We start from the raw sequence: 26,403 nt of genomic DNA, 5'->3' as shown, positions 1-26,403 counted from the left end.
ATTGTTATGGCTAGCAATACGACATCTTTAGAACCACTGGCAATTGGTATTGATATTGGAGGTACCGGAACCAAATTCGGCATTGTAGACCGTGTGGGAAATGTTTTGTTCTCCAGTGAAATGTCTACACGCAAGCATGCAGAAGTTGAATCATTTATTGATGAACTATACAATCTTTTATCTGAACTCATTGCAAAAGCAGGAGGTGTAGGAAGAATGAAAGGTATTGGTGTTGGTGCACCCAACGGGAATTTTTACACAGGAACCATTGAATATGCACCCAACCTGCCATGGAAAGGCATTATTCCACTCGCAAAACTCATTGAAGACAAATTCAAATTACCCGTTACCCTTACCAATGATGCCAATGCAGCAGCCATTGGTGAAATGATGTATGGCGCTGCCAAGGGTATGAATGATTTTATCATGATTACACTGGGTACAGGTGTGGGTAGTGGTATTGTAGCCAATGGGAAATTGGTTTATGGGCATGATGGGTTTGCAGGTGAACTCGGACATACCATCATTATACCCGATGGCCGGTTACATGATGGTACCGGCAAACGTGGATCACTGGAAAGTTATGCATCTGCCACAGGTGTTCGACTCACCACATTGGAATTACTCGAAAAAAGTGATCAGCCCAGTTGGCTGAGAAATGTGCCAAAAGATGAAATCGATTCCAAAAAAGTATATGATGCCGCAATGGAAGGGGATGAACTGGCCAAAGAAATTTTTGAATACACCGGGAAAATACTTGGCCTAGCACTCGCCAATTTTGTTATGTTCTCCAGCCCGGAAGCGATTGTTCTTTTCGGCGGACTTACCAAAGCAGGTGACCTGATATTAAAACCTACACGCGAAAGCATGGAAGACAACCTGATCCAGGTATTCCAGAACAAAGTAAAAATACTCGTTAGCCACCTGAAAGAGTCTGATGCCGCAATTTTAGGGGCTTCTGCCCTGGTGTGGGAGAAGAACTAGTAGAAAAAAAGCTACAAGCTTCAAGCCACAAGAATAGTAGTGTTTACCAGAACAGATCAACTTGCAGCTTGTGGCTTGAAGCTTGTAGCTTATAACCTTTTTACTACAAACACTGCCGGCACTGCCCTTTGACCTGTTTTATCACTTGGTGTGATGGTTTCTTTTCCGTTGATGAGTAAACAACTGCTGCCACCACCATCAAGGTTAAGAGCTTCTGTGCAGCCAATATCTTTCAATAGCTGAGCAGTCTGTGTGAGAGTGGCACCTTCTGCTTTACCGGGGAATCTCCCTTCAATTACCAGAAAAATAAGTTTCCCATCTTTTGTATAACCCATTGCTGAACGTGGGTGTTTATCGTCGATAGCTTTACCAGCAAATTTGATTTCCTGGTTATTGGTAATGCTTATCCCGCCATGCTGCAATAATACCGGACCACCGCCTACTGCCGTTTGCATTTTCCATTTTTTGAATACTCCTTTTTTTAGCATATCACTTGCTGACGGGTCAGCAATACTGTCTTTAAAGAATGGTACAGTTACCTGGCTTGCAAACGCATACTTAGATGCAGAATCAGTGTACAACCATGCCACATCTGCTTGTCTTTTTTTGTTGATACCTATTGCACTTCCAAAAGGATGGCGATAGGTTAAAGTGTCTTTTCCTCTTCCTGCTATAGCATGCTGTTGATAAGCGAGCAAATTCCCTTTATTGATCACTACATTGAGGTTGTTATTATGAACAAACTCAAAAAAAGTAGTGTTCATTACCAGTAATGGTTGATTGTACTGTTCGAAATATTCAGTGGGTGTATATCTTTTACCATTTCCGACCGCTGTAGAGATGTCCAGTTTTTTATCTTTCAGCTCAACGGTTACATAATAAGCAATATTGGGTTTCCCATCGAGTGACTCATTGGTTTTATAGACATGAACCGATGATGGCAATGGCTGAAAGAGGGAATCTACATTTACCCATTGTATTTGAGCATGTAATCCAGAAATAAAAATTACATGAATCAGCAAGAGATATACTTTTTTACGCATGAAAATCATTAAAATAGCCACGTTTATTTCTCGTAGTAATATGTTGGTGTTGTGCCGTAACCAGTTTTTCTATTGTTTTCCTGCCCCCATTTTTCGAAATTGTTGTGTGCGGATGCTTGCCAATCCATATAATTTCTCACAAGCTCCATATCTGATTCGAGTATATTGATCCAATATTGCTGGCGTGAAAAAGCAGCTAACTCGCTGATTTGAAGTTCTATTTTTTCTGCTAACTTTAAATCTTCTGAGGGATCTCCGATATAATACTCAGGTAAATGATGCAGAGAATAATTAATGTTATCAGTCCATCTTTTTAAAATTATTTCTCTCGCCATATCATCTGCAGGATCAATTTCCAGAGCCTTAAATAAATACTCCTGGCTTCGATAATAGGTACCATACCATCTGAATGGCCTTGCATCTTTTTGTTCTGTTTCACACCACTTCTCAAGAACAGGTCTCACCAGTCGCTCACTTAGCAGTTGAGGGAAAGGGCCATAATCTGCATCCTGCACAGTTTCCATAAAGGGGAAGAGAAATTGTACAAATTCTCTCTGTTGCTCAATTGTCCAGCCATCCGTTAATTTCAGAAAATGATCAAGTTGTTGAAATGCCTGTTTTCGCAGACCTTTCTCTCTATCAAAACAATAATTTGCATAATTCACCCACCCGGCATTTTTCAATGCTGCATTACCAACTATAAGTAAGGCCTCATTCTGTTCTTGTGCTATCATTGATAGTGAGGTATTAGCAAGTGCCAACAGAAAAACTAAGAAGAATATTTATAATATAAAAAATACGGTTCAAGATCAAACCACAATAATCACTTCATTTACTATTCAATCATACCAACATGTTGGCTTTCTCTTCCATCCACTTATTTCTACCCCATCCCTTTATCACATGTTTCTCACTATGATATGACGAACGTACCAACGGACCACTTTCAACATAATCAAAACCAAGATCATATCCAATTTCACGTAATTCCGAAAATTCATCAGGATGAACAAAACGCTGAACAGCTAAATGTTTTTTAGTGGGTTGCAGGTATTGTCCGAGTGTAAGTACATCACATCCTACATTCACCAGGTCTCTCATGCTTTGCACCACTTCATCTTTGGTTTCGCCCAAACCCAGCATCATGCCCGTTTTGGTTCGCATCCCACCTTTTTTCAGCAGGTTTAATACTTCAAGACTTCTCTGGTATTTGGCCTGTACACGTACCTGTCGTGTGAGGCGTTCCACTGTTTCCATATTATGACTCACTACTTCTGGTGCTGCTTCAATAATACGTTGTACCTGGTCGGCATTCCCTTTAAAATCGGGTATCAATGTTTCAAGTGTGGTATCGGGATTAAGGTTTTTAACCGCTTTAATGGTATTGTACCAGATAATCGAACCACCGTCTTTTAATTCATCTCTGTCTACACTTGTAAGTACCGCATGTTTCACTTTCATCAGGTGAATAGCTTCTGCCACACGCTGGGGTTCATCCCAATCAACGGGTTCTGGTCTGCCGGTAGCCACTGCACAAAAACCACAACTACGGGTGCACACATTTCCGAGAATCATGAATGTAGCCGTACCTTCTCCCCAGCATTCGCCCATATTCGGACAATTACCGCTTTCACAGATGGTATGCAGTTTATGGGTATCAACCAATCCACGAACATGTTTGTAGCTTTCGCCGATGGGCAGCTTTACCCTTAACCAAGAAGGTTTTTGTATTTTGGAACTGGCAGGGTCTATTTTAGAAACAACTGGTAACTCTTGCATGTAACTCCTTTTTAGTCCGTAAGTAGGAAAGAGCGAAAGTCTGTAAGCGAAAAGTTCAATGGGTTATCATCCAAACAGATTCATAGACCCTTTTCTCCGGAAAGATGCATCTTCCCGACTTTCGGACTTTGCCCCGCAAAAATAGGTCACTTTCGCTTACCAAAAGTAAGGGCTACGTAAGCGTTGAAAAAGAAGGGTTTTTCCTTATTTAGTAACAAAATGGGCATTTTCTGGGAATAATATTCCGCATTTAAGCCCACTTCGAGTGCAGATACCACTTCATTGTAGCGGCCATAATCGAAACGGAGTGCCGTTCTAACGTGGGCCCCGGGTACAAATTTCATTTCACCAAAGCCTTTGGTAAGTCCGCCGCGACCCAAAATAATGGTTGGGTCTAAGAACAGGTTATCGTTATTATCGTATTTAATCTGTTCCTGTTTATTGGTGGTTGGATTTTGAATTTCGATGTAATAAGGTTTCAAAAGACCTGCTGTAAGACCACCACCATAGATGGCCGAAACGGCTACACCATTTTTATTGCCTTTGCCTCCAATCAGTTTTTGCTGACCAAAACCCAGCTTGAGGTTATAAAAATTATTTCGTTTGCCATAGATATAGCTGGAAACAATCAGGAACCCGCCTGATGCACTGATGGTAGGCACTTTCTCTTCTTTCGGATGTTTATGTTCCCCTAATTCAATCCACCAGAGATTGGTTTTGGTAACGGTTTTGTATTTACCGCGCTCATAAAACATGCCCCATCCATCGGAATTGAATTTGAAGCTAAATGATCCCTGCTTGTTAAAAACAAGGGCACCCTCCTCCTCCTGTTTGATCATTTGATTGATCTTTTCCTTTCTCTCTGCCTTTTTCCTGGCTTTCTCCATTTGGGCTGGTGTTTGTGTTTTCTGTTGTGCCGAAACGACAACTGACCCGAGGAGACTAACAATGATAAATAGCTTCTTCACTTCCATTAGATTTGTTACTTGTAAATTTATAGTAAAATTGACGCAATGACTTCACAAATTATTTATAAAGGTGAGTTGCGAACCATCGCCACCCATCTTCAGAGCGGAACCAGTATTGAAACCGATGCCCCTACTGATAACCAGGGTAAGGGAGAGCGTTTTTCTCCTACCGACCTGGTGGCTACTGCCCTCAGTGCCTGTATGGTTACTACAATGGCCATCAAGGCCCGGACCATGAACATTGACCTTGACGGCACCCGTGTTGATACGACCAAAATCATGTTGAGTGATCCCCGAAGAATCGGTAAGATCATTGCCCATGTATATTTTCCATCAACACTGCAACTCGACGATAAAACCAAAGAACTGCTCGAACGTACGGCCCGCACCTGCCCTGTTGAAAGAAGCCTTCACCCGGATATGGAACTGGATATGGCTTTTTATTGGCAGTAAGGCAGTATCTTCTTGTAGCTTGTGGCTTGTTGCTTGAAGCCGCAAGCCACAAGCCGCAAGTATATTTCTCCTATGACTCATTGGCTCAATAGTTTGTTGCCTATTGCGCAATCGAGGCAACGTTTATTAACACAATATTGCGTATTGAGTTCGATCAAGGATTGAGAATCGAGTGCGCTTCGGTTATGAATGCCCGCAGACTGCCAGTAGCGTGTGATCCTGTTCTGCTCTGCTTCCAATGCATACAACCATTGCAGCGATTTATCCTTATACACCTGCTTTTTCATTTCGAGACCATAAGTAAACACCATAGGAATCACTGAGTTGATGAGCAGGTGAATGGTCATCTGCCTGCCGATCCATTTCAAAGATGGAGACGCAGGTTCATCAAAACGATAATGCTCATTCCAGTAATGACTTGCTTTTACGTGGAAAAGTTGCACGAGGTTGTCTATTGTTTCCATATTCCTGATCTGGTAAAACAGGTTCTCACGAAAATGTATCAACATGGCCAATTGAGAAAGACGAATGGTAGGAAATGATGCTGGCCGCATACGCAGAAATGCCGGATGACCGCTAACAGTTACAAGCTTGTATTTCCGCTGAAGGTGCTGGTATGTTTTCATCAGCTTCTGCGGATAAGCATCTGTTCTTTTTTTATTCAGGAGTTGTGCCTGACCAAAAAGGAGTGCTTCGAGTTCTTCTGCTATGTTTCTGTGTCTTTGTAAAATGGAATAAGGAATGGTTCTTGCTAACTGTTCAAAAAAAACAGCATTGGTTTTTGAGCCAAAACCCATGGACAATTGTCGCCAAAAAGACTCATCCCAATGATTGTCTGTTTGCTGTAGTTGCTTCAGAATACCTGCTGCTTTTCTTTCCAGTCTTTCTACCATTAGTCTCTCCTTCCATGAAAACCAGATAAGCTCGCTCGCTGCCGGTAATAAATGGTGGCAGGGCACCTGTTTTACCGTTTCCATCATCTGCCCATAACGGTCCAATAGTAAACCTGATACCCTGCCCGATAAAACCAGCGTGGGTATGCGCTGCTGAAAATTGTCTTTTACAATATTGTCTTCCTGCCATACCACGTGCAGAATGATGTTGTGATAATTAGGATCGTTTTCATGTCCATGTTTGTACCAATCTGATGATTGCACATGCAGTTCCACGTTGCCCGCCCATATGGTATTTGCTATTTGAAGTCTCGCATCGGTAAAATCTGGTCCCTGGTGATGGTTCCAGGTACCAGCGTGAATGACTTTCAGGGTTTCACCAGAAGAAAGGGTGAGTTCTTTTGCATTATAATGCTGAAACTGCCAGATAAACTGCAATAGACGTTCGTTCATTGGATGGTTGATTTTCCCGAAAACTACCCAGAACGCTATTGCGGTTTATACCTGATTTTTAAAGGGATAATTGATGAAGTGCCTGCACCACCCTGCTAACAGGTAGCCCCATCACATTATAGAAATCGCCTTTGATGGATTGAATACCTACCACGCCAATCCACTCCTGTATGGCATAGGCTCCGGCCTTGTCATAAGGCTCATATTTGTCTACATAAAATATAATCTGTTCCTCTGTGAGCGGATGAAACTGCACTTCAGTTATATCTGCAAAACAGATAGTTGCTTCGCCGGATAAAATCACCACACCCGTAATGACCTGGTGTGTTTGACCAGATAATTTTTTCAGGATTTTAATAGCATGATCGCGGTCATTGGGTTTACCAATAATTTCAGTATTGAGGACCACTACGGTATCTGCTGCAAGTATAGTTTTACCTCCATGCTCTCCGTGATAGGCATCCTGTAAATATTTTTTAACTGTGTGTGCTTTTTCTTTTGCGATATACACCGGTACCTCTTCCACAGAAAGTCCGGCAGGGAAAGATTCATCAGTTGGCTTTACGATCACTTCAAGGGGCACTTCTGCCCATTCCAATAACATTTTACGACGTGGCGATTGTGATGCGAGTATGATGTGTTGCATGGTGTTAAAGGGGCTACAAGCTACAAGCTACAAGCTACAAGCTACAAGTATTTAAAAGAACTTGGCTTAGATTTGCTTTATTGTAGTTCAGCTTTTATTTTTTGAATTTTTATTTTTTATTTTTTCACGATTGACTACTCACTACTCACTGATAAATTCTGAAAAATATCATTGACAAAATTCCGGTTAGCATCACCAGTTTTATGACGGAGCTTAACCGATGGAAGTCTGCCGGTGAAGATGCTTTAAATAATCGGCTAAAAATCCAGATCAGTGGTGCAATAATAGCTATCAGGCAATACAATGCACTATGCCACCAGCCTAATGGCAGCACATATAATTGCAGGATGGTAAGTGCTGCAATTAATACTACCAGCCAAACAGCAACAAATATTTTTGCTGCCTGTACACCCCAAACGATCGGCAGGGTTTTACAACCGTATTTTCTGTCACCTTCTATATCTTCTATATCTTTTACCACTTCCCTGATCAGAGAGATCACAAATGCAAAAGAAGCATATAATATCGCCAGACGAAAGAACCGGATTTCGTTATATCCGGCCGATAAGAGTTGTTTAATCTGCAATGGTTGTTTGGCAAAAAAGAGAATGAGTATTACCCATGCCGTGAGCAGGGAGATCACGATATTCCCAACCAGCAACTGTTTTTTAAAATTGGTAGAATAAAACCAGAGCAATATCACACTGCCGATATTGGCCAGTACCAGGTGCCAGTAGAGCGAAACGGGTAATGCCATCACAGTAAAAAATAAACCCATCAAACTCAACAGCATGTGCCAGAAGATGACCCATCGTCTGTTGATGACAGTGTTTACTATTACTTTGTCAGGTTTATTCACCTGGTCTATATTCAGATCGAAATAATCATTGATGATATTACCTGCACCAGCAATTAGAACAGATGCAATAACAATATACCAGAACTGGTATTGATTCTCGGGAGTTCCATAAATACGCGCATAAATACAATACTCAAACAGAAACTGTGTGAGTATGATAAACAAAAGGTTGGGCCAGCGCACCAACTGAAAAAAAGCAGTGACTAATTTCAAAAAAAGAATTTATGCTACAAGATAAATAATCAGTGAATATGGAGGTATCAATTAAATGTTACCTGGATCTTACAGATGTGTCTTCATTCCAGTCGCCACGCAATTTCATTACTTTTTCGATCACGTCCCTTACACAACCTGCACCTCCATTCAGGTGAGAAATATAAACTGACTTATCTTTTATCTCCTGAACGGCATCTGAAGGACAACAGGGCAATCCAGCCAATTGAATGACATCCAGATCAGGAATATCATCGCCCATATATAAAACCTGCTCGCTGGTGATACCATTCTTTGAAAGGTATTCGGCCAATACCTGTTTTTTATGATGTGTTTTCATCCACACATCTGTTACACCCAGTTTGTTGAGTCTGTCTTTCACCTCCGGGGAATCGCCACCTGAAATAACCAACACCCTGTATCCTTTTTTAATAGCCAGTTGTAAAGCATAGCCATCTTTAATGTTCATGCGACGTGCCATAACCCCATCAGGCAATACCAATAAACTGCCATCGGTCATTACACCGTCCACATCAAATACAAAAGTGCTGATATGACGAAATGCTTCTAACATCTTCAGTTCAGGTTATTTCTGGTTATCTCTCCACTCATATACCCATGCACTCTGTATCATTTCAAGGTGCCCCTCATTGCTCTCTTCTCTTTTACCTTCAAAATTGGGTATCTGTAAAATCCATTCCAGTAAATCGGTAAAACGGATACGATAAATTTTGCTTTCACTAAAATCATCGCCAAAACGCTCATAGAGTTTCATCGCAATGTCTTCATGATCTGCCCAGTGTATCGGTGGTTCGAAATGGCTCATATATTAATTTGAAAATTTGAAAATTGGGAAATTTGAAAATTGGGAATCAGGATATTTGGCTGCAGTATCAAGCCTGCTGAAAATGCATCCTGCTTCGCAAGATTTTTCATTTTCAAATTTTCGAATTCCCAAATTTTCAAATTATCACTCTCCTAGAAACTGTGTCTGATCCGGCAACGTTACTTCAACTTCTCCTGTACCTTCCTGTAATACACACTGACAACCTAATCTCGAATTGAGTCTTGGATTAATGGCCCGGTCAATAAAATCTTCTTCTTTATCGCTGAGTTCTTCCAGGTGCTCCATTCCTTTTTCCACATAGAGGTGACAGGTGCTGCAGGCACAAACAGCGCCACAGTTATGGTGTAATTCTATTCCATTGTCTAAACAAACTTCCAGTAAACTCTGGTCGGGTTCAACTGCGGTTAAAGTAACCGGCTCCATTCCTTTCTGTTCAAACTTTACTTTAATCGTGTACATATCGGTTCCGTTTGGAGTGCAAAAGTATTTCAAAACCATGTCTTTCCCTTCATCTATTCATGGTTTTAGCGTCGGAATGAGGAATTTTGTGGAAAAAGGCCTATCGGCCAAACTTTTCCCGGATACTACGGGTCACTTCATCATACAACTTCAAAACAGTTGGATCGCCGGCCAATAAAGCCCTGTGACGCTCAATGGTTTCGATATCACCCCTGAAAGCAGGCCCTGCCTGAACATCACCCGGATAAGACGTCTGAATCTGTGTGGCCGCCGATTCAATAAGTGGATAGAATAAAGAAAAATCAATCGCTTCTTTTTTACAATAATCTGCCGCCAGGTGGTACATATGATTGGTAAAATTGGAACTGATGGCTGCTACCAGGTGCATTTTCTGTCTTGTTGCATCATTGGCCTCCGTTACCCTTGTCGATAACTGACCAGCCAGTTGTTGCAGCATATGTCTTGTATCTTTATCAATACCATCCACCACGATGGTACAATCACCCAGCGTTGTCATCGATGTTCTGATCATCTTCATGGGCCATAGTACCCCAAATTTTTTAGCTGCTGGCGCCAATACATCAATCGCTACTGTTCCTGCATTGTGAATAAGAACCCCATTACTAATATGCAGAGAGCTTGCCAGTTCACCAATCGCATGATCGCTTACTGCCAATATATACAGATCTGCGTGCTCTGGTAATTGTTCCAACTTCTCAACAACACTTGCCGACAACTCCTCCGCCAGTTGATGCGCTTTCTGCGGATCCCTGTTCCATATAGATACAATACGATGACCAGCCTGTTTAAGCGTTCGCCCCAATACATGTGCCATATTACCCGCTCCTATCAGTACTACCTCCATATCTTTATATTATGAAGATGAAATTAGCACAAAGAGTTGTGATTGGTTATTACAAAACAAAACTTCGCACCATCGCCATGGTATCGCCCCGGAAAGCGGCAGAACAGGCTTTCCGGGTGTTTTGTACGCCCTATAGCAAAGGGGTAAAACAAAAAGAGCCCGTCATTTTTCACAAAGCCATCAGACATTCTTTGCTTTTTGAAGGATTGAATATAAAAGGGTTTCAATGGATACCCGATGAGCCCAACGGACAAAAACTGCTCATTGTGCATGGATTCAGCAGTTATAGCTACAAGTTTGAAAAATATATTCAGCCAATATTAAAAGAAGGTTTTGAAGTATTGGCATTTGATGCCCCGGCACATGGATTGAGTGAGGGCAAAATGATCAACGCCCTTATTTATATGGGCTTTTTACAAACTGTTGAACAAAAATTTGGCCCCATCAACGGGTTTATCGCCCATTCGTTGGGGGGATTGGCCACTTCACTTTTTGTTGAGCAAGCAAACCCATCTGTCAATAGAAAACTGGTGTTGATTGCCCCAGCCACGGAAACGAGATCAGCCGTAGCAGGGTTTTATGCCATGTTCCGGATCAAAGAGCCTGTTCAGGCTGAATTTGAACAACTGATCATGGAAATGACCGGTAAACCTGTAGATCATTTTTCCATTAAAAGAGTGGTTCAGTCAGTAAGATTACCCATTCTTTGGGTTCATGACCAGGGCGACCATATATGCCCTTATAAGGATACCATTCCCGTTCAGTCCCTGCAATTACCCTATATTCAGTTCAGGATTACAGAAGGACTGGGGCACAACAAAATATACCGCGATAAACAGGTGATGCGGGCAATTTTTGATTTCCTCAAACACAACTAAGCCTGTTTTCGGGTGTAAAAAGCTTCTAACCTATTCATTTTCAAAGCTTAATAAATAAATTGTCCGCTTCTGCTTCTCCTCTCAAAACCAGGAGAAAATACGGCGTAATTATTCCTTAATCTGTCAACATTTTTTGTGTTTTCATGGTTTCGCCTAATATTGCAGGGTAGCATACCATTTTTTTGACGCATATATATATGTATGAATGCGATGAAAAAATGACTTGAAAAGCAATAAAAAGCTGTTTTAAACAGCATATAAACGGTAGATGGCAAAGAATTTATTGATAGTTGAGTCACCGGCAAAAGCCAAAACAATTGAAAAGATCCTTGGAAGCGATTTTGAGGTAAAAAGTTGTTATGGACATATACGCGATCTTGAAAAAGACGATATGGGTATTGATGTAAACAATCAGTACCAGCCCCGTTATATTGTGCCGGAAGACAAGGAAAGGGTGGTGAAAGAACTGCGCCAACTGGCCAAGAAAGCCGACGAAGTATGGCTGGCATCGGATGAGGACCGTGAAGGAGAAAGTATTAGCTGGCACCTGGCTGAGGTATTGGGTCTGGACCCCAAAACCACGAAACGAATTGTCTTTCATGAGATTACAGCACCGGCCATAAAAAAAGCCATTGCACAACCGCGACTGATCAATATGAATCTGGTGAATGCCCAACAGGCCCGCAGGGTGCTCGACAGGCTGGTAGGTTTTGAACTGAGCCCTGTTTTATGGCGCAAAATTGGTATGCAACGCAGCCTCAGTGCCGGCAGGGTACAAAGTGTGGCTGTGAGATTAATTGTAGAACGTGAGCGGGAGATCAATCATTTTATACCGGAAAGCAGTTATAAGATTGAAGCCATTTTTGCTGCGAAAGACATCAATAACAGGGATGTTTCATTTAAAGCAGACGGCCCTACCAAACTCAATACACAGGAAAAAGCTGCTGATTTTTTAGCCAGTTGCAAAAACGCCACCTATAAAGTACAGGATGTAACGGTAAAACCTGCCAAACGTTCTCCTGCAGCACCTTTCACTACTTCTACCCTCCAGCAGGAAGCATCGCGCAAACTGGGTTATGGTGTAAGTAAGACCATGTTACTGGCGCAGAAATTATATGAAAGTGGTAAGATCACTTACATGCGTACAGACAGCATTAATTTGAGTGATACTGCGATGGGCGATATCCGTAAGGAAATTGACAACAGTTATGGTAATGATTATTATCAGCCACGTAAGTATAAAAACAAAAACGAGAGTGCACAGGAAGCACACGAAGCCATACGCCCAACTTATATGAATAACCGGACGGTGGCCGATGAAGATACCCGTAAGCTGTATGAACTTATCTGGAGAAGAACCATCGCCTCACAAATGAGTGATGCAGAATTTGAGAAAACAGTAGCCAAAATAGATATCTCCACCAACCATGAAACCCTGAGCGCAACCGGTGAGGTAATGAAATTCGACGGCTTCCTGAAAGTATACCTTGAAGGAAAAGATGAGGAAGATGAAGAGGACACTGATGGCATGTTACCTCCTCTTAGTTCAGGACAGGTGCTGGATTTCAGGGAAATGACCGCTACTGAAAAATTTACCCGCCCCGCCCCGCGTTATACGGAAGCATCGCTGGTGAAAAAACTGGAAGAACTGGGTATTGGTCGCCCTTCTACTTATGCGCCAACCATTTCAACTATCATCAAAAGAAATTATGTTGAGAAGCGCGATAAGGAAGGGATTAAAAGACAGGTAAATATTTTACGACTCACCCCAACACAGGAAATAGGAAAAGAAATACTCACAGAAAATACGGGTGCTGAAAAATCAAAACTCTTCCCTACTGATCTGGGGATGGTAGTAACTGATTTTCTGAAACAGCATTTCAGTAAAGTGATGGATTTTGGTTTCACTGCACGCATCGAAGAAGAGTTTGATGAGATTGCCGAAGGCAAAACCCGCTGGAGTAGCATGATCGATGAATTCTACAAACCTTTCCATGAAAACATTGAACATACATTAGAGAATGCCGAAAGAGCCAAAGGTGAAAGAGAATTAGGTATAGATGAAGCCACGGGCAAAAAAGTAATTGCCCGTATGGGCCGTTATGGCCCCATGGTGCAGATTGGCCAGGTAGAAGATGAAGAGAAGCCAAGATTCGCCAAACTGAAAGCAGATCAGAGTATTGAAACCATTACCATGGAAGAAGCCATGGAGCTCTTTGCTTTACCACGTGTACTCGGCACTTATGAAGAGCAGGAATTATCGGTTAATGTGGGGCGTTTTGGTCCCTACATCAAACTGGGCGATCAGTTTATTTCCATTCCCAAGGGCGAAGACCTTCATACCATTGAACTGGAACGAGCCATAGAATTGTTGCATGAAAAACAGCAGGCGGATGCTCCTATTGCCTTCTATAATGAATTACCTGTAACCAAAGGAAAAGGACGTTTTGGGCCGTTTATCAAATGGAATGATATGTTTATTAATATCCCAAGGGCCTACAACTACGATACACTTTCGCAGCAGGATATCAATGAACTGATTGAAAAGAAAATGGAAAAAGAGGCCAATCGTTTCATCAAACAATGGCCTGCAGAAAAAATCAATATTGAAAATGGTCGCTGGGGTCCGTTTATCCGCTTCAATAAGAAGATGTTGAAAATGGGCCGCAAAGCCGATGGTGGTAAATACACAGCCGAGGAGCTTGTTGATATTGATGTGGAAGACATCAAAAAAATGATCGTAGAACAGGTTCCCAACGCTTTTGCCAAAAAAACAAAAGCGCCAGCCAAGAAAGCGGCTACAAAAAAAGCAGCTCCAAAGAAAGCTGCCACAAAAAAGAAATAACTGTATTTCATAAAATAAAGAGGGTCCATCTTTTCAAAGATGAACCCTCTTTATTTTATATTGGTCATTCCATATTTCTTATTCGATATTCCTTACACTGGTCTTCCCATCTGGCGCAAAAAACGCACATGCGCCACTACGGCCTTACGCATGGTAGGGTATTCAATGTATTGCAACTGATATTCCCTGCATACATTTCTTACGATTTCGCTGATGGCTGGATAATGCACATGCGATATTTTAGGAAACAGGTGGTGTTCAATCTGGAAATTCAATCCACCTACTAACCAGCTCACCAGTTTATTTCTGGTAGCAAAATTAGCTGTGGTTTTTATCTGGTGAGCCGCAAATTCATCCGGCAATTTATTGGTGTCGATATCGGCAATAGGAAACTCTGTATGTTCAACAGTATGTGCGAGCTGAAATACAATACTCAGTACAAATCCTGCAAAGAAACTCATGATGATAAATCCGATCATCCAGTATAACCAGCCAACGGTTAGAATAGGCAGTACAATGAATACAGCAGCATGATACAGTTTAACACCCCAGAATTCAACATGATCATTCCAGCTCATTTTTTTCAGGGGAACATTGCCGATTTTCTGTGAAAAATATTTTTTGTAATCGGCAAAAAAGATCCAGAACACATACAACAGCATATACAATATCCAGAAATAAATGTGTTGAAATTTATGTACTTTATAATGTTTTTGTGTGGGAGCCATACGCATCAGGATGCCTACTTCGATATCATCATCCACTCCGTCTACATTCGTGAAGCTATGGTGAATCATATTGTGTTTCATGTTCCACATAAAGTGATTGGCACCCAACATGCTGATCGATGATGCAGCAACCCTGTTGAGCCATTTGTTATGGCTAAAACTACCATGACTGCCGTCGTGCATAACGTTAAAACCGATGGCTGCTACGAGCCCACCCAACACAACACATTCAAAAATAGCGAGGTACCAGACCGGCGTAAAAAAAAGCAGGTGCAGATAAACGGTTATAAATGCAATGACCATGATAATGGCCTTGGTAAAAAGTTTGGGATTACCCGTTGGCGCAATGCCTCTTTCATCAAAATATTGCTGAACTCTTTTCTTTAATTCTGTATGCAATGATTGTTTGACTGCGGGAAACTTGGGGATAGCAAGCTGTGACATGTATAAGTTTGAGATGATAGACCACAAAATAACGCTAATTCTATGTCATTTGCCTGTTAAAACTTGTTTTTTACAGAACTGTGGCACAGAACGACAATTTCTCCACATTAGTATTCAACATTATCCTGATATTTCCACAGCACTGAATAACTTCTTATTGACAAATACATCAATTTTATTTTAGTTTGATATAAATATAGGTTACAGTATGGTAACCAACACGCCCTAAGCTTCAACACATGCAGGAAACAAAGGAAATACATGCATTGTTCACCCTGATCGATGACCCCGATGAGGAGGTTTACTCCACTATTTCAGAGCGGATCGTAGGATATGGTAAAGGAATTATCCCCAACCTCGAGCATCTCTGGGAAAATACCCCCAGTGAAGATATTCAGGGCAGAATCGAAATGATTATCCATCGCCTGCATTTCAGAGACCTGAACAACGATTTTACTGAATGGCGGGATAGTGCTTATCACGATCTTTTATTCGGCGCATTACTGGTATCGAAATTTCAGTACCCCGATCTTCAGACTACTCCGGTGATACAGGAAATTGAAAAAATACGACGGAATGTATGGCTTGAGCTCAATAGTTTTCTCACACCACTTGAACAGGCCAATGTATTGTCGAGTATTCTCTACAATTATTACAACCTCAAAGGAACTGAAGTAAACTACGAAAAGCCGGATGAATTTTTTCTACACAAAGTACTGGAGACAAAAAAAGGGAATGCTGTTTCAAATGCACTGATTTACCAGGTGCTATGTGATCAACTGGAGATCAATGCGCGCATCATCAATATCCCGAAACAATGCATTATTGCTTTTTATCATTCAGATTATGATGCAGCATTGTACCCTGGACATCCACAGGATAAAATTCATTTTTTCGTAGATGGTACCAGTGGACAGGCTTTTTCACATGCCGATATTGAGAACTATTTTAAACGTATTTCTGTTCCGCCGGTTGCTTCTTATTTCAAGCCTCAATCACATAAAAGACTGATCCAACTTTTGCTGGAAGAGCTGTCTAAATGCTTTGATAGCCCCACCAACGCCTATAAGCATACAGAATTATTGCAACTGGCAGGGTTATTGGATGAATAAGTTGGAGCAAACCTTCTTTGCTCCAACTTATTCTTTATTCAATTTCAGATTTTTACAATAACTGCGTGTCGAGTGTAATACTCATATTATAGGCCTTACTAACCGGACAATTGGCTTTTGCATCTGCCGCACATGTTTCAAACTGTTCGGCACTGATACCGGGTACTTTTGCCTTGAGTACAAGATGAGAACTGGTAATCGTGCCATCTTCCAAAGTGATCGTGCATTGTGTTTCTAATGAGTCAGGTGTAAAACCAGCAGCACCCAATACAAAACTCAGTTTCATGGTAAAACAACCCGCATGTGCTGCTGCCATGAGCTCTTCAGGGTTGGTTCCTACTCCTTCTGCAAACCTTGAATTAAAAGAATACTGGGTTTGATTCAGTGTGGTACTTTGTGTGGTAAGATGTCCACTACCCTCTTTTCCAGAGCCGTTCCATACTGCAGTTGCATTGCGTTTCATAGCGATTAAATTTTTAAATTTGAATAAATGATTTAGATATGATCAGTTGGGATGATTTTGAAAAAATAGAAATTCGAAGCGGAACCATTCTTGAAGTTACAGATTTTCCCAAAGCAAAGAAGCCTGCTTACCAGTTAAAGATCGATTTTGGCGTACTGGGTATTAAACAATCTTCTGCACAAATTACACAACACTACCCTAAAGAGACGTTGGTGGGGCAGCAGGTAGTAGCTGTTGTAAATTTTCCGCCCAAACAAATCGCCAATTTTTTTAGTGAATGTCTTGTATTGGGGGTATATGACACTGAAGGAAATGTAATTTTATTACAACCTGAACGAGCTGTAGAAAACGGGCAAAGAATTGGCTGATCGGGGTAAATCTACCAATTACCGTTTTGGCTTAGTATATTCGGAGATCAAACCAACTGATCGCCACACGACCTCTGCCATGAGCGAACTCTATTATACTTATTATGAAAGTCCGGTAGGACTGCTCAAAATTGGTGGTACAGACCAGTTTATTGGCGAATTGAGTTTTGTTGATAATCCCGACCAGCTTACTTATGGCGAACCGGGTATAAGTGAAATCATGCACCAGTGTACGGAGCAGTTGATTGAGTTTTTTCACGGAAGCAGAAAGCATTTCGACATTCCCATTCACCAGGAAGGAACCGAATTTCAGAAAAGAGTATGGAGTGAGCTACTCGAGATCCCTTATGGTAAAACCATCAGCTATCTGGATATGGCCAAAAAACTGGGTGACCCAAAAGTAATCAGGGCCGCTGCCAGTGCCAATGGCAGAAATAATATTGCCATTATCGTTCCCTGCCACAGGGTCATTGGCAGCGACAGGTCGTTGGTAGGTTATGGTGGCGGAATGTGGCGGAAAAAGTGGCTGCTTCAACATGAATTTAAAATTACACATGGTGTACAAACGCTGTTCTAATACCCTCCCATCACTTTTTGCATTGCTGTTATTGATGCAGTTGCCCATCTCATTGCTTGCCCAGTCAAAATCCATGTTGGCAAACTGGCAGATTGCAGTTAGAACAGCCGGAACCACTTCGGGTTATGACATCCGTATAGAACAGTATCGTGATAAAACAAATTTCTTCTTTAAACGCATCGACAGTCTTCGCCAGCGCGATATGGAGAAAGACCCGGCATATTTAGCACAAAGAGCGGCCATACGGGCTGCAACTACAGTAGAGGAAGCTACTTACGAGATCGAAAAACTGGCCAGTATTATTGAACTGTTTGAAGTATCGAGAAGAGATTCATTAAGCTACAGCTCGACGCTTCCGGAATTATCACTCAGGTCTTTACTTGATAGTTTAATCAATCTGCCCGTTGAATTACTCAGCAATAACGCAGGACTAAAAAATGAAAAGCAGGTAACCAGTGGTTATTCTTTTCATTTTATCAGGTTTAATGGAAGAAAGAAAACAGCAGATTTTTTTACGCCGCAACCTGGTCCCAATAACTATCCTTTTCTTTTCAGGCTGATTACGCAAACTTTACAGTTTTACAGAAAAGAAAAACCAACTGCCATTATTACGACTGATTTAACAAGCGGGTAGTAGTAATGTTTATTCCATATCTGCCCCTGTAAAACTCAAGGGTAATAAACTGCTGGCTTTTGGCACTACATATATTTTACCGGATAATCCACCCAGTATGAGGCGAATGGGTTTTTGTACCCTGATTTCATACTCCAGTAAACTCTGTCGGCAGATACCACAGGGCGATATGGGATGATTGCTATTACCCCTGGTATTATCATAACTGATCGCCATGTGCTCAATAGGCACCTGGGGATAAAGCATTGCTGCGTTGGACAATAATACCCGTTCGGCACAGATTCCTACCGGAAAACTTGCATTCTCCTGGTTGGTGCCCTTTATTATTTCACCATTGGACAGTACTGCTACTGCACCTACATTAAAATGGGAATAAGGGGCATATGCCAATTTGGTGGTTTCCCTTGCCTGTTTCAATAATGCGGCATCCTGTTCATTCAACTGATCCGCTGAGTCGTACACTTCAAATTCGAATTGGTACTGTTGATGATTCATACACAAACATATTTAGACAAAAAAGTCCTCAAAGCTTTCGCGATGAGGACCCCTTACGGCAATGTAATATAATGATTTTAATGGAGAAAAAAAGGGCAAGATACAAGCCACAAGTTTCAAGCTACAAGAGAAACCTAACTTGTAGCTTGAAGCTTGCGGCTTGTAGCTTTACACTCCTACCTGATGCTTCGCATAATCCGCTTCCATCTTGGGCCTTTATCCCAGCTAAACCAGATCAGCGAGGCTTTACCAACGATATGTGTTTCGGGTACAAAGCCCCAGAAACGGCTGTCCTGGCTGCGATGACGGTTATCGCCCATCATCCAGTAATAATTGTATTTCGTGATATACGTGGTTGTGGCATTTCCATTGATAAAGAATTTACCATCCTTCTCTTCCAGTGTATTGTGTTCATACGTAGCAATCAAACGCCGATAGATGGATATGTTCTGTGTAGTCAGGTGCAGGGTATCGCCTTTTGCAGGAACACGAAGGGGGCCAAAATTATCAATGCTCCATGGATAATTGGCTTCGTCGTTAGGGAAGGTCATACCGACATAATTCTCTACATACCTAGTAGATGAAACATAGTTGGGTAGTTTTTTCAACTTCTCCAACTCTTCGGGTGTCAGATTAAATTTATAGCTACTGTCGCTGAGCATTTCCAGTTGTCCCTTTGTATCTGCAATATCAATTCCCAATTCTTCTTTCAGGAAATCGGCATCATAGGGTTGTTTATTGGTAACTACTATATATTCAGTTTGTGACCCACCCGGCACCATGGCCGGATTGCCATTTACATACAGTTCACCATTTCGTATCTGTAATACATCGCCACCCACACCCACACATCTTTTGATATAATTATCGGTTTTATCCATCGGGTGAACAATGACCGGAAATTCCGGGCTTGCAAATAATTCCTGTCTGTTGCCTTTAAAAGTATAACGCAACACATCGTAATAAGTATTCTTACTACCATATTCAGGCAGGTTAATGATGGTATCACCTGCGGGGAAATTAAACACCACCACATCGTTTCTTTTTACTTCCGTAAATGCCGGTAATCTTTTATAAGGTAGTTGTATCCATTTCAGGTAAGATGGTGTTGTTTGTGAAAAGGGAAGCGTATTGTGTACAAATGGAAATGAGAGTGGTGTCTGGGGTATGCGTGCACCATAACTCATTTTATTGACAAAGAGAAAATCGTTTACCAGTAGGGTTTTCTCCATACTCTCTGTAGGAATCACATAAGCTTCAAAAACAAAGGTACGGATGATGGTGGCTGCTACTACTGCAAACACACCTGCATCCACCCACTCTCTTGATCCTGGTTTTTTATACTGACTAAATGCTTCTTTCCCATACCACTTTTCATTGCTGGAAAAACCGAGATAAGGAAAATAAATAAAGGGCAGTAATACCGCAGCAGTATGATGAATAAGGTTAAACCTTTTAAAATGCATGACAAAAATGATGGTGATCCAGATCGTAATAAACTGACCGGCAATGGGTATTAACTGCAGCCAGAACCAATACTTACGGATATGACATAATTCAACGATCAGCCAAGTGTTATAAAAAGGCACCAATGCTTTCCAGGGTGCAATACCGGCTTTTTTAAACATGCCCCACATACCTGCGTGCCAACCAATGATACCTACTACAAACAGAATTAAACCCATGTTTTATTTTTTAGGTGGAAACAAAAATATCCTTTTCAGGCACATGACAAGGGAATCGTTTGAAAACTTTTCCTAAATCAGTGGTTTACAGCCGGTTTAGGGCAACCTGCCATACTGGTTTCCTGTAACATCCCCTTAGTCTTTGGGCACACCAAATTCTTACAAAAAAAATTGTTTAATTTATATGCTGTAAATTTATGGCAGAACCCCGGGTAGACGACCAAAAACCAAGCATGAACCATTTTACGATTAAAGACATCGAAAATCTGAGTGGCATCAAGGCGCATACCCTTAGAATATGGGAACAACGATACCAGCTTCTGATACCCAAACGCAAAGAAAGTAAGCATAGGTATTATGATAATGAGGATCTGAAACAGATCCTCCGCATTTCACAGCTGTACCACAATGGGGTTAAAATTTCAAAAATTGCACGTTTATCCGATGATTCCATACGCTCCCTCACCATGGGAAGCATGGAAGAACGTCAATCGGCAGGCACGTATGTACATAAACTGATTGAAGCAGCCATTGATTTTAATGAAGATGCTTTTGAAATGTTGCTGGACAAAGCTTTCAAACAATTCGGATTTGAATCCACCATCCTCGATATCGTTTATGTGTTTTTAGAGCGCGTAGGGCTGCTTTGGCTAACCGATCATATGATACCGGCTCAGGAACATTTTGCCAGTAATATTGTGAGGCGGAAAATAATTGCGCAGATCGAACTGCTCAAAGTATCACCTCTACCCTCACCAAATACGTATGTGCTTTTTACCCTGGAAGGAGAATACCATGAAATTCCTTTACTACTTACGTATTACCTGATGAAAGCAAGTGGCAAACGTTGTATTTATATGGGAGTTGACCTGCCGTTTGATGATTTAAAAGCATATGTATTGCATAAAAAACCCTCACACCTGTATTTCCATGCCATTACAAATTTGAATGAAACATCGGTTGATGAAATGATGGCACACACTTCTCTACTTTTCGAAGAACAACAGATTGTAATGGCTGGACCACTCACCAAAGAACTCACACAACAACATAAAAATGTGCGTGTACTATATACATTGAAGGAAATGCTGGAATTTGCGAAGGAAGTCAACAATTAAACATAAGATGTCACATCACTCACGGTAATTTCCTTACCCGATAAAATTACCAGACGCTCAACCACATTTCGCAGTTCGCGGATATTACCTGTCCAGTTATGTTGTTGTAAAGCTTCAATGGCTTTTTTATCGATGTCTTTTTTAGCCTGCCCATATTCTGTGGCAATATCATCCAGGAATTTATCGACCAGCAGGGGAATATCTGTTTTTCGTTCATTGAGTGAAGGCACATGAATTAAGATAACACCGAGCCTATGATACAAATCAAGACGAAAGTTTTTTTCTTCCACTTCTTTTAAAAGGTCTTTGTTGGTTGCGGCCACGACGCGTACATCTACCGATATTTCTTTATCACCACCAACACGGGTAATCTTACCCTCCTGTAAAGCACGTAATACTTTTGCCTGTGCACTCAGACTCATATCGCCTATTTCATCGAGGAACAGGGTTCCACCATTTGCCTGTTCAAATTTTCCGATACGCTGTTTAATAGCCGATGTAAAAGATCCTTTTTCATGACCAAACAATTCACTCTCAATCAGCTCGCTTGGAATAGCGGCGCAGTTTACTTCTACAATGGGGCCTTGGGCACGATTGCTTTTTTCATGCAACCAACGTGCTACCAGTTCTTTACCACTTCCATTTTCACCGGTTACCAATACACGTGCGTCGGTAGGCGCCACTTTATCGATGGTTTCCTTGATGCGAAGAATAGCTTCACTTTCACCTATAATCTCCTGCACTTTTGATACTTTCCTCTTTAGCACTTTTGTTTCCTGCACCAGGTTGGTTCTGTCCATTGCATTACGAATGGTAATCAGTAACCTGTTCAGATCTGGTGGTTTTGAGATATAATCATATGCTCCTTTCTTTACAGCATCAACAGCCGTTTCAATGTTTCCATGTCCGCTGATCATGATGACAGGGGTGTCGGTATTAAGTTCGGTTACTTTCTGCAGGAATTCTATCCCATCGAGTTTGGGCATTTTAATATCGCATAGCACTACATCATAGGTACCTGAGGTAAATTTTTTGAGTCCTTCTTCCCCATCAGCAGCCTCTTCTACTTTAAACCCTTCATTACCCAGGATATCTTTTAAAACATTCCTGATAGCACGTTCATCGTCAATAATCAGAATAGTTGGCATAGTGTACGTTTTTGCTAAGATAAAGCATGTGAAGTCAGCGTAAACCAAAATTCATGCCGAACATATAATTACGGGGAGCAGCAGCATTGTAATACCTTCTGCCCAGGGCATTGATATCGTTACCCAGGCTGTACACCTGGTTCAAGGCATTATCAACTGCCATAAAAATATCGATTTTACCCACCCTGTAGCCAAGTTTACCCTGCAATAACTGGTACGCTTTTGCATATGCATCATTGGCATCGTTCAACGGAACAGATGATACTGCATTGAAAAACGATGTCAGATAAATACCATTTCGCAACTGCAGATCAATACCCAGTATCCAGGTTGCTGCTGGAACACCTGTAAGTTTTTTATTACTGTAATCGGTATTCCCCTGCCGGTAATTGGTAAAACGATATGGCTGATGGGTATAACCAGCCCAAACAGACCAGTCTTTTATTTTTCCTGCTCCATTTCTTACCGGGAAGGTTTTCAGCATCAGTTCCACGCCCTGCTGCAAAGTTCCGCCAGCATTTATAAAATATTCGGCTCCGCTATTGCTGTTTCTGCGAACAATGGCATTATTGAGTTTGAAACGATAAAAAGCTACATCAAATAATATTCTTTCATTTATCAGGCTTCCTTTGATACCTGCTTCAACATTCCATCCTGATTCTGCATTCAGCTCTCCATAAAAATTTCCATCTGAGGGTCTGAACTCTGCCAGTGTGGGTGCTGAAAACCCTTTTGACACAACAGTATATAGATTGATCATTGGTTGGATGGCATACGATAAAGCCAGTCTTGGTGTGACTACACTGCTTATTTGCCTGCGTGCATAAACAGAACCTGCATCGGTGAGCCTTCTGTAACGATAGGACTGTTGATTTGAGCTGAGACCAACAGTTAGTAATAGTTTTTCTTTGTACTTATACTGTAACTGTGAAAACAGGAACCATTGTATGGCATACACTTTATCGCTAAACTGGACAGTATCTTTTACACCAGTCCTGTTTCCGAAATTATCAATCAGTGAATGCTGGTACTGCCATTCTCCACCGGTATTGAGCTGCCATTGATGATCGCCAGACTGGTGTTTGTATTGCCATTGTGAACCTGTACCAAAATTGTCTTCCGCCCTTTCTTCATAGTTCGTGATAAAAGGATTTTTAAACCCGGTTACACTCATCATAGCAAAAGAGCGAATACTATTTTTAGCATTGAGGTTTACCTGGTGATGCACTCCATTATAAAACGTTTTGTTGTAGATAGCCGTTTTTTGCTGTACCGCACCAGGCAATGCACCTGCAGGCTGACGTGCCTGTTTGGGATTTTGGTTGAATTGTGTTTCATTAATACCGCCAGGTGTCTGGTAATAGAGATCGGTATAGAAGCTCAAAAACCCCCATTGGTGATGGCCGGCTTTGATGGCACCCTGCCACTTAAAACCATCTCTTCGCATGGCAGATTGTTCACGATATCCATCTGACTGCAGGTGTACCTGTTGCAAATGACTGCTGAATGTAGAGGTATGATGTAACCAGCCTGCCTGCTGCTGAAAAAGTCCGTAAGAACCTCCTGCAATACCTCCATACAACCGATCCTCTCTTACTGCAGCGAAGTACAACCCGGATTGAAATAAAACTGCGCCTCCTGTTCCCGCTCCATATGCGGCAGCTACAGGACCCTTTAATATTTCTGCACTATTGATCTGTGAGAGGTCTATCAGATTGAGATAAGTATTTCCACCACCGTCTGTTAATGGCAACTCATCGAGGTAAACCTTAATATTTCTCACACCGAATGGAGATCGCAATAAACTCCCACGAATAGATAACCGGTAACTGCCGGGCGACCTTTCTTCCATTCGAATGCCTGGCTGGCTGTTCATGGCTGGTAGCAGAGATGACACAGGACTGTTTCTTATAACCGATGGCCCAACTAATGCAATGGCTGCAGGAATGGTTTGCCATTTCGTTCTACCATAAAATGCAGTCACGGCTACATCTGTTAACCTGGTAGTATCAGACACAGATTGTTGTGCATTTACAAAAAGAGCTTGAACGATACATAGTAAAAAAGCAATACAATATATTCCCCTACGCTTCATCTTTTTATGTTTAACACAATTATATCATCAGGTAAACTACCATCTGTTGTTGAAATATCGAGCGACCAATATCCGTCTTTAAGTTTGTCGAATGATATGGACGTTTTATCTCTTGCTAAAAAAGCTGATTCAATGTGATAAGGTAGTTGAAAGAAAATTCTGCCAGTTGTTTTTTTGAGAATGTGAACATATACCTGGTTTTGGTTTTCTGTTAACACTCCCCAATCCTGGGGTTTGATTGCTCCTGCTTTCGTTCCATAAATGGTTGTACCATTTTTTTGTAGCCAGTCGCCCACTTCTTTTAAACGTGTAACAAACTCGGGTTGTATCTCTCCATTCGGCATCGGGCCAACGTTGAGTAAGAGATTGGCACCATAACCTGCAGCTTTTACCAGTAAATGAATAATGTCTTTGGTAGATTTATATGTTCTGTCTGTGATATTAAAACCCCAGGAATTGTTGATCGTTTCACAGGTTTCCAATGGTAATGTTGAGACAGCCTGTCCGCTAAACCCTCCTTTGTTTTCGCCTGGCAGATCCTTCTCAAACATCTGAAAATCTTCACCAGGTAATGGTGCAAGATGATGATTATTACCAACAAGCGCCTGTGGTTGCAGCCGATGAATCAGTTCATATATTTCTTCATACTTCCAGTTGATTTTAGACTGCTGTGTTTTGTCTTCATCATTATCCAACTGATCCCAGTGACCGTCGAACCAGATACCCGCTATATCTCCGTAACCGGTTAACAACTCTGTCAGTTGCAATTTCATGAAATTGAGATACGCTTCATAATTACTTTTCTGTGTGCGCCCGGTACCTTTCCCTGTTCTGCCTGTTTCATATGGATAATCGGACCTGAACCAGTCGACCAGTGAATAATACAGGAATAATTTAATACCCTGTTCTTTACAGGCAACCGACAATTCTTTCAGAACATCTTTGGCATAAACGGTATTGGTAATTTTCCAGTCAGACTGTTTGGTATCCCAGTTACTGAAACTATCATGGTGTCGTGTAATAAAAGTAATATAGCGCATCCCTGCATCTTTTGCCATTTTCACCCATGCCCTAGCATCGAATTTTGTCGGGTTAAAAAACTGCATCAGTCGTTTGTATTCATTGACCCTGATATTTCTGATATTCATTACCCATTCGCCCGCACCCAGTACACTCGATGCTCCCCAATGGATAAAGAGTCCGAAACGTGCACTATCAAACCATTGACGTGCCTGCAGGTTTGCCGTTGTTGGCTTGTATTGTGCCATGCTCACCAAAAACAGAAAGAGGGCACAGAACAGGATGAAGGTTTTTCTCATGATAAACAGTTTGAATGAAGTTAAACAGAAAA

At 41.5% G+C, this 26,403-nt stretch carries 27 protein-coding genes; 9 read left to right on the top strand and 18 right to left on the bottom strand.

Translation table 11 applies throughout. The features are described 5' to 3' along the window. Positions 1-6: 6 nt before the first annotated feature. The gene (locus ACH3Z1_RS10840; RefSeq protein WP_490821981.1) at positions 7-984 is read left to right on the top strand and encodes an ROK family protein; all 978 of its coding nucleotides are present in this window, start codon (positions 7-9) and stop codon (positions 982-984) included. A gap of 89 nt (positions 985-1,073) precedes the next feature. Here ACH3Z1_RS10840 and ACH3Z1_RS10835 read toward each other — a convergent pair whose 3' ends face one another. From ACH3Z1_RS10835 to ACH3Z1_RS10820, 4 genes are all read right to left on the bottom strand, one after another. Continuing rightward, positions 1,074-2,027: a phosphodiester glycosidase family protein gene (locus ACH3Z1_RS10835; RefSeq protein ID WP_490821980.1), complete on the bottom strand. Its 954-nt coding sequence runs from the start codon at positions 2,025-2,027 to the stop codon at positions 1,074-1,076. A gap of 23 nt (positions 2,028-2,050) precedes the next feature. Next, a complete protein-coding gene (locus ACH3Z1_RS10830; protein WP_490821978.1) occupies positions 2,051-2,761 on the bottom strand; it encodes a hypothetical protein in 711 nt (236 codons plus the stop codon). A 109-nt stretch (positions 2,762-2,870) separates the two neighbouring features. Continuing rightward, positions 2,871-3,806 carry a lipoyl synthase gene (gene lipA / locus ACH3Z1_RS10825; RefSeq protein WP_490821977.1) on the bottom strand — a complete coding sequence of 312 codons (936 nt, stop codon included), beginning with the start codon at positions 3,804-3,806 and terminating at the stop codon, positions 2,871-2,873. A 146-nt stretch (positions 3,807-3,952) separates the two neighbouring features. Beyond that, positions 3,953-4,774 carry a hypothetical protein gene (locus tag ACH3Z1_RS10820; protein WP_490821976.1) on the bottom strand — a complete coding sequence of 274 codons (822 nt, stop codon included), beginning with the start codon at positions 4,772-4,774 and terminating at the stop codon, positions 3,953-3,955. A gap of 45 nt (positions 4,775-4,819) precedes the next feature. Between ACH3Z1_RS10820 and ACH3Z1_RS10815 the strand changes: the two genes are divergently transcribed. Next, positions 4,820-5,227: an OsmC family protein gene (locus tag ACH3Z1_RS10815; protein ID WP_490821975.1), complete on the top strand. Its 408-nt coding sequence runs from the start codon at positions 4,820-4,822 to the stop codon at positions 5,225-5,227. A 77-nt stretch (positions 5,228-5,304) separates the two neighbouring features. Here ACH3Z1_RS10815 and ACH3Z1_RS10810 read toward each other — a convergent pair whose 3' ends face one another. The 7 genes from ACH3Z1_RS10810 to ACH3Z1_RS10780 all read right to left on the bottom strand — a co-directional run bounded on the left by ACH3Z1_RS10810 (position 5,305) and on the right by ACH3Z1_RS10780 (position 10,462). After that, positions 5,305-6,573 carry a DUF2851 family protein gene (locus ACH3Z1_RS10810; RefSeq protein WP_490821974.1) on the bottom strand — a complete coding sequence of 423 codons (1,269 nt, stop codon included), beginning with the start codon at positions 6,571-6,573 and terminating at the stop codon, positions 5,305-5,307. A 58-nt stretch (positions 6,574-6,631) separates the two neighbouring features. Next, positions 6,632-7,219, bottom strand: coding sequence for a Maf family nucleotide pyrophosphatase (locus tag ACH3Z1_RS10805; protein WP_490821973.1), 588 nt, complete (start codon positions 7,217-7,219; stop codon positions 6,632-6,634). A 145-nt stretch (positions 7,220-7,364) separates the two neighbouring features. Beyond that, positions 7,365-8,291 carry a geranylgeranylglycerol-phosphate geranylgeranyltransferase gene (locus tag ACH3Z1_RS10800; protein WP_490821972.1) on the bottom strand — a complete coding sequence of 309 codons (927 nt, stop codon included), beginning with the start codon at positions 8,289-8,291 and terminating at the stop codon, positions 7,365-7,367. 58 nt (positions 8,292-8,349) lie between these two features. Then, positions 8,350-8,865 (bottom strand): KdsC family phosphatase, encoded by a 516-nt coding sequence (locus ACH3Z1_RS10795; RefSeq protein WP_490821971.1) that lies wholly within the window; start codon positions 8,863-8,865, stop codon positions 8,350-8,352. Between the two features lie 12 nt (positions 8,866-8,877). Beyond that, positions 8,878-9,117: a Fe-S cluster assembly protein IscX gene (gene iscX, locus ACH3Z1_RS10790; protein ID WP_490821970.1), complete on the bottom strand. Its 240-nt coding sequence runs from the start codon at positions 9,115-9,117 to the stop codon at positions 8,878-8,880. 144 nt (positions 9,118-9,261) lie between these two features. Then, positions 9,262-9,597: a 2Fe-2S iron-sulfur cluster-binding protein gene (locus ACH3Z1_RS10785; RefSeq protein WP_490821968.1), complete on the bottom strand. Its 336-nt coding sequence runs from the start codon at positions 9,595-9,597 to the stop codon at positions 9,262-9,264. A gap of 100 nt (positions 9,598-9,697) precedes the next feature. After that, positions 9,698-10,462 (bottom strand): Rossmann-like and DUF2520 domain-containing protein, encoded by a 765-nt coding sequence (locus ACH3Z1_RS10780; protein ID WP_490821966.1) that lies wholly within the window; start codon positions 10,460-10,462, stop codon positions 9,698-9,700. Positions 10,463-10,473: 11 nt separating this feature from the next. On the opposite strand from ACH3Z1_RS10780, the gene ACH3Z1_RS10775 reads away from it, so the two are divergent. Both ACH3Z1_RS10775 and topA read left to right on the top strand, forming a co-directional pair. Further along, the gene (locus ACH3Z1_RS10775; protein ID WP_490821965.1) at positions 10,474-11,340 is read left to right on the top strand and encodes an alpha/beta hydrolase; all 867 of its coding nucleotides are present in this window, start codon (positions 10,474-10,476) and stop codon (positions 11,338-11,340) included. Between the two features lie 268 nt (positions 11,341-11,608). Further along, complete coding sequence (gene topA / locus ACH3Z1_RS10770) at positions 11,609-14,185, top strand: type I DNA topoisomerase (protein WP_490821963.1); 2,577 nt, start codon at positions 11,609-11,611, stop codon at positions 14,183-14,185. A 92-nt stretch (positions 14,186-14,277) separates the two neighbouring features. Here the strand turns inward: topA and ACH3Z1_RS10765 are convergent, their stop codons facing one another. After that, positions 14,278-15,357: a fatty acid desaturase family protein gene (locus ACH3Z1_RS10765; RefSeq protein ID WP_490821962.1), complete on the bottom strand. Its 1,080-nt coding sequence runs from the start codon at positions 15,355-15,357 to the stop codon at positions 14,278-14,280. A 239-nt stretch (positions 15,358-15,596) separates the two neighbouring features. Here ACH3Z1_RS10765 and ACH3Z1_RS10760 point away from each other — a divergent pair, with 239 nt between their 5' ends. Then, positions 15,597-16,469 carry a transglutaminase family protein gene (locus ACH3Z1_RS10760; protein ID WP_490821961.1) on the top strand — a complete coding sequence of 291 codons (873 nt, stop codon included), beginning with the start codon at positions 15,597-15,599 and terminating at the stop codon, positions 16,467-16,469. 52 nt (positions 16,470-16,521) lie between these two features. Here ACH3Z1_RS10760 and ACH3Z1_RS10755 read toward each other — a convergent pair whose 3' ends face one another. Further along, positions 16,522-16,932, bottom strand: coding sequence for an OsmC family protein (locus ACH3Z1_RS10755; protein WP_490821960.1), 411 nt, complete (start codon positions 16,930-16,932; stop codon positions 16,522-16,524). Between the two features lie 38 nt (positions 16,933-16,970). On the opposite strand from ACH3Z1_RS10755, the gene ACH3Z1_RS10750 reads away from it, so the two are divergent. The 3 genes from ACH3Z1_RS10750 to ACH3Z1_RS10740 all read left to right on the top strand — a co-directional run bounded on the left by ACH3Z1_RS10750 (position 16,971) and on the right by ACH3Z1_RS10740 (position 18,511). Then, entirely contained in the window at positions 16,971-17,300 is a 330-nt protein-coding gene (locus ACH3Z1_RS10750) for a tRNA-binding protein (protein ID WP_490821959.1), read from the top strand. Positions 17,301-17,379: 79 nt separating this feature from the next. Next, complete coding sequence (locus ACH3Z1_RS10745) at positions 17,380-17,877, top strand: methylated-DNA--[protein]-cysteine S-methyltransferase (RefSeq protein ID WP_490821958.1); 498 nt, start codon at positions 17,380-17,382, stop codon at positions 17,875-17,877. Then, a complete protein-coding gene (locus ACH3Z1_RS10740; protein ID WP_490821957.1) occupies positions 17,855-18,511 on the top strand; it encodes a hypothetical protein in 657 nt (218 codons plus the stop codon). The genes ACH3Z1_RS10745 and ACH3Z1_RS10740 overlap by 23 nt, the downstream gene beginning before the upstream one ends. Positions 18,512-18,520: 9 nt before the next feature. Here ACH3Z1_RS10740 and ACH3Z1_RS10735 read toward each other — a convergent pair whose 3' ends face one another. Both ACH3Z1_RS10735 and lepB read right to left on the bottom strand, forming a co-directional pair. Beyond that, entirely contained in the window at positions 18,521-19,006 is a 486-nt protein-coding gene (locus ACH3Z1_RS10735; RefSeq protein WP_490821956.1) for a cytidine deaminase, read from the bottom strand. 176 nt (positions 19,007-19,182) lie between these two features. Then, the gene (lepB, locus tag ACH3Z1_RS10730; RefSeq protein WP_490821955.1) at positions 19,183-20,691 is read right to left on the bottom strand and encodes a signal peptidase I; all 1,509 of its coding nucleotides are present in this window, start codon (positions 20,689-20,691) and stop codon (positions 19,183-19,185) included. A 233-nt stretch (positions 20,692-20,924) separates the two neighbouring features. Between lepB and ACH3Z1_RS10725 the strand changes: the two genes are divergently transcribed. After that, positions 20,925-21,809, top strand: a complete 885-nt coding sequence (locus ACH3Z1_RS10725; protein WP_490821954.1) for a MerR family transcriptional regulator — start codon at positions 20,925-20,927, stop codon at positions 21,807-21,809. Here the strand turns inward: ACH3Z1_RS10725 and ACH3Z1_RS10720 are convergent. From ACH3Z1_RS10720 to ACH3Z1_RS10710, 3 genes are read right to left on the bottom strand one after another with little or no spacing between them, the layout of a single operon-like run. Beyond that, positions 21,806-22,957 (bottom strand): sigma-54-dependent transcriptional regulator, encoded by a 1,152-nt coding sequence (locus tag ACH3Z1_RS10720; RefSeq protein WP_490821953.1) that lies wholly within the window; start codon positions 22,955-22,957, stop codon positions 21,806-21,808. The genes ACH3Z1_RS10725 and ACH3Z1_RS10720 overlap by 4 nt on opposite strands. Positions 22,958-22,991: 34 nt before the next feature. Then, on the bottom strand, positions 22,992-25,052 hold the full coding sequence (locus tag ACH3Z1_RS10715) for a TonB-dependent receptor (protein WP_490821952.1): 2,061 nt from the start codon (positions 25,050-25,052) through the stop codon (positions 22,992-22,994). Further along, the gene (locus ACH3Z1_RS10710; protein WP_490821950.1) at positions 25,049-26,371 is read right to left on the bottom strand and encodes an alpha-L-fucosidase; all 1,323 of its coding nucleotides are present in this window, start codon (positions 26,369-26,371) and stop codon (positions 25,049-25,051) included. The genes ACH3Z1_RS10715 and ACH3Z1_RS10710 overlap by 4 nt, the downstream gene beginning before the upstream one ends. Positions 26,372-26,403: the final 32 nt, after the last annotated feature.

The sequence above is a fragment of the Sediminibacterium sp. FW305-C-49 genome, from assembly GCF_058231085.1.
Note: the sequence above shows the minus strand (reverse complement) of the source record. Positions and strands in the feature narration are given on the sequence as shown.

Bases quoted from the DNA above. Each gene is read 5' to 3' on its own strand.
- ACH3Z1_RS10840 (WP_490821981.1), top strand. From the start codon at position 7: ATGGCTAGCAATACGACATCTTTAGAACCACTGGCAATTGGTATTGAT.
- ACH3Z1_RS10835 (WP_490821980.1), bottom strand. From the start codon at position 2,027: ATGCGTAAAAAAGTATATCTCTTGCTGATTCATGTAATTTTTATTTCT.
- ACH3Z1_RS10830 (WP_490821978.1), bottom strand. From the start codon at position 2,761: ATGATAGCACAAGAACAGAATGAGGCCTTACTTATAGTTGGTAATGCA.
- lipA (WP_490821977.1), bottom strand. From the start codon at position 3,806: ATGCAAGAGTTACCAGTTGTTTCTAAAATAGACCCTGCCAGTTCCAAA.
- ACH3Z1_RS10815 (WP_490821975.1), top strand. From the start codon at position 4,820: ATGACTTCACAAATTATTTATAAAGGTGAGTTGCGAACCATCGCCACC.
- ACH3Z1_RS10810 (WP_490821974.1), bottom strand. From the start codon at position 6,573: ATGAACGAACGTCTATTGCAGTTTATCTGGCAGTTTCAGCATTATAAT.
- ACH3Z1_RS10805 (WP_490821973.1), bottom strand. From the start codon at position 7,219: ATGCAACACATCATACTCGCATCACAATCGCCACGTCGTAAAATGTTA.
- ACH3Z1_RS10795 (WP_490821971.1), bottom strand. From the start codon at position 8,865: ATGTTAGAAGCATTTCGTCATATCAGCACTTTTGTATTTGATGTGGAC.
- iscX (WP_490821970.1), bottom strand. From the start codon at position 9,117: ATGAGCCATTTCGAACCACCGATACACTGGGCAGATCATGAAGACATT.
- ACH3Z1_RS10785 (WP_490821968.1), bottom strand. From the start codon at position 9,597: ATGTACACGATTAAAGTAAAGTTTGAACAGAAAGGAATGGAGCCGGTT.
- ACH3Z1_RS10780 (WP_490821966.1), bottom strand. From the start codon at position 10,462: ATGGAGGTAGTACTGATAGGAGCGGGTAATATGGCACATGTATTGGGG.
- ACH3Z1_RS10775 (WP_490821965.1), top strand. From the start codon at position 10,474: ATGAAGATGAAATTAGCACAAAGAGTTGTGATTGGTTATTACAAAACA.
- topA (WP_490821963.1), top strand. From the start codon at position 11,609: ATGGCAAAGAATTTATTGATAGTTGAGTCACCGGCAAAAGCCAAAACA.
- ACH3Z1_RS10765 (WP_490821962.1), bottom strand. From the start codon at position 15,357: ATGTCACAGCTTGCTATCCCCAAGTTTCCCGCAGTCAAACAATCATTG.
- ACH3Z1_RS10760 (WP_490821961.1), top strand. From the start codon at position 15,597: ATGCAGGAAACAAAGGAAATACATGCATTGTTCACCCTGATCGATGAC.
- ACH3Z1_RS10755 (WP_490821960.1), bottom strand. From the start codon at position 16,932: ATGAAACGCAATGCAACTGCAGTATGGAACGGCTCTGGAAAAGAGGGT.
- ACH3Z1_RS10750 (WP_490821959.1), top strand. From the start codon at position 16,971: ATGATCAGTTGGGATGATTTTGAAAAAATAGAAATTCGAAGCGGAACC.
- ACH3Z1_RS10745 (WP_490821958.1), top strand. From the start codon at position 17,380: ATGAGCGAACTCTATTATACTTATTATGAAAGTCCGGTAGGACTGCTC.
- ACH3Z1_RS10740 (WP_490821957.1), top strand. From the start codon at position 17,855: ATGGTGTACAAACGCTGTTCTAATACCCTCCCATCACTTTTTGCATTG.
- ACH3Z1_RS10735 (WP_490821956.1), bottom strand. From the start codon at position 19,006: ATGAATCATCAACAGTACCAATTCGAATTTGAAGTGTACGACTCAGCG.
- lepB (WP_490821955.1), bottom strand. From the start codon at position 20,691: ATGGGTTTAATTCTGTTTGTAGTAGGTATCATTGGTTGGCACGCAGGT.
- ACH3Z1_RS10725 (WP_490821954.1), top strand. From the start codon at position 20,925: ATGAACCATTTTACGATTAAAGACATCGAAAATCTGAGTGGCATCAAG.
- ACH3Z1_RS10720 (WP_490821953.1), bottom strand. From the start codon at position 22,957: ATGCCAACTATTCTGATTATTGACGATGAACGTGCTATCAGGAATGTT.
- ACH3Z1_RS10715 (WP_490821952.1), bottom strand. From the start codon at position 25,052: ATGAAGCGTAGGGGAATATATTGTATTGCTTTTTTACTATGTATCGTT.
- ACH3Z1_RS10710 (WP_490821950.1), bottom strand. From the start codon at position 26,371: ATGAGAAAAACCTTCATCCTGTTCTGTGCCCTCTTTCTGTTTTTGGTG.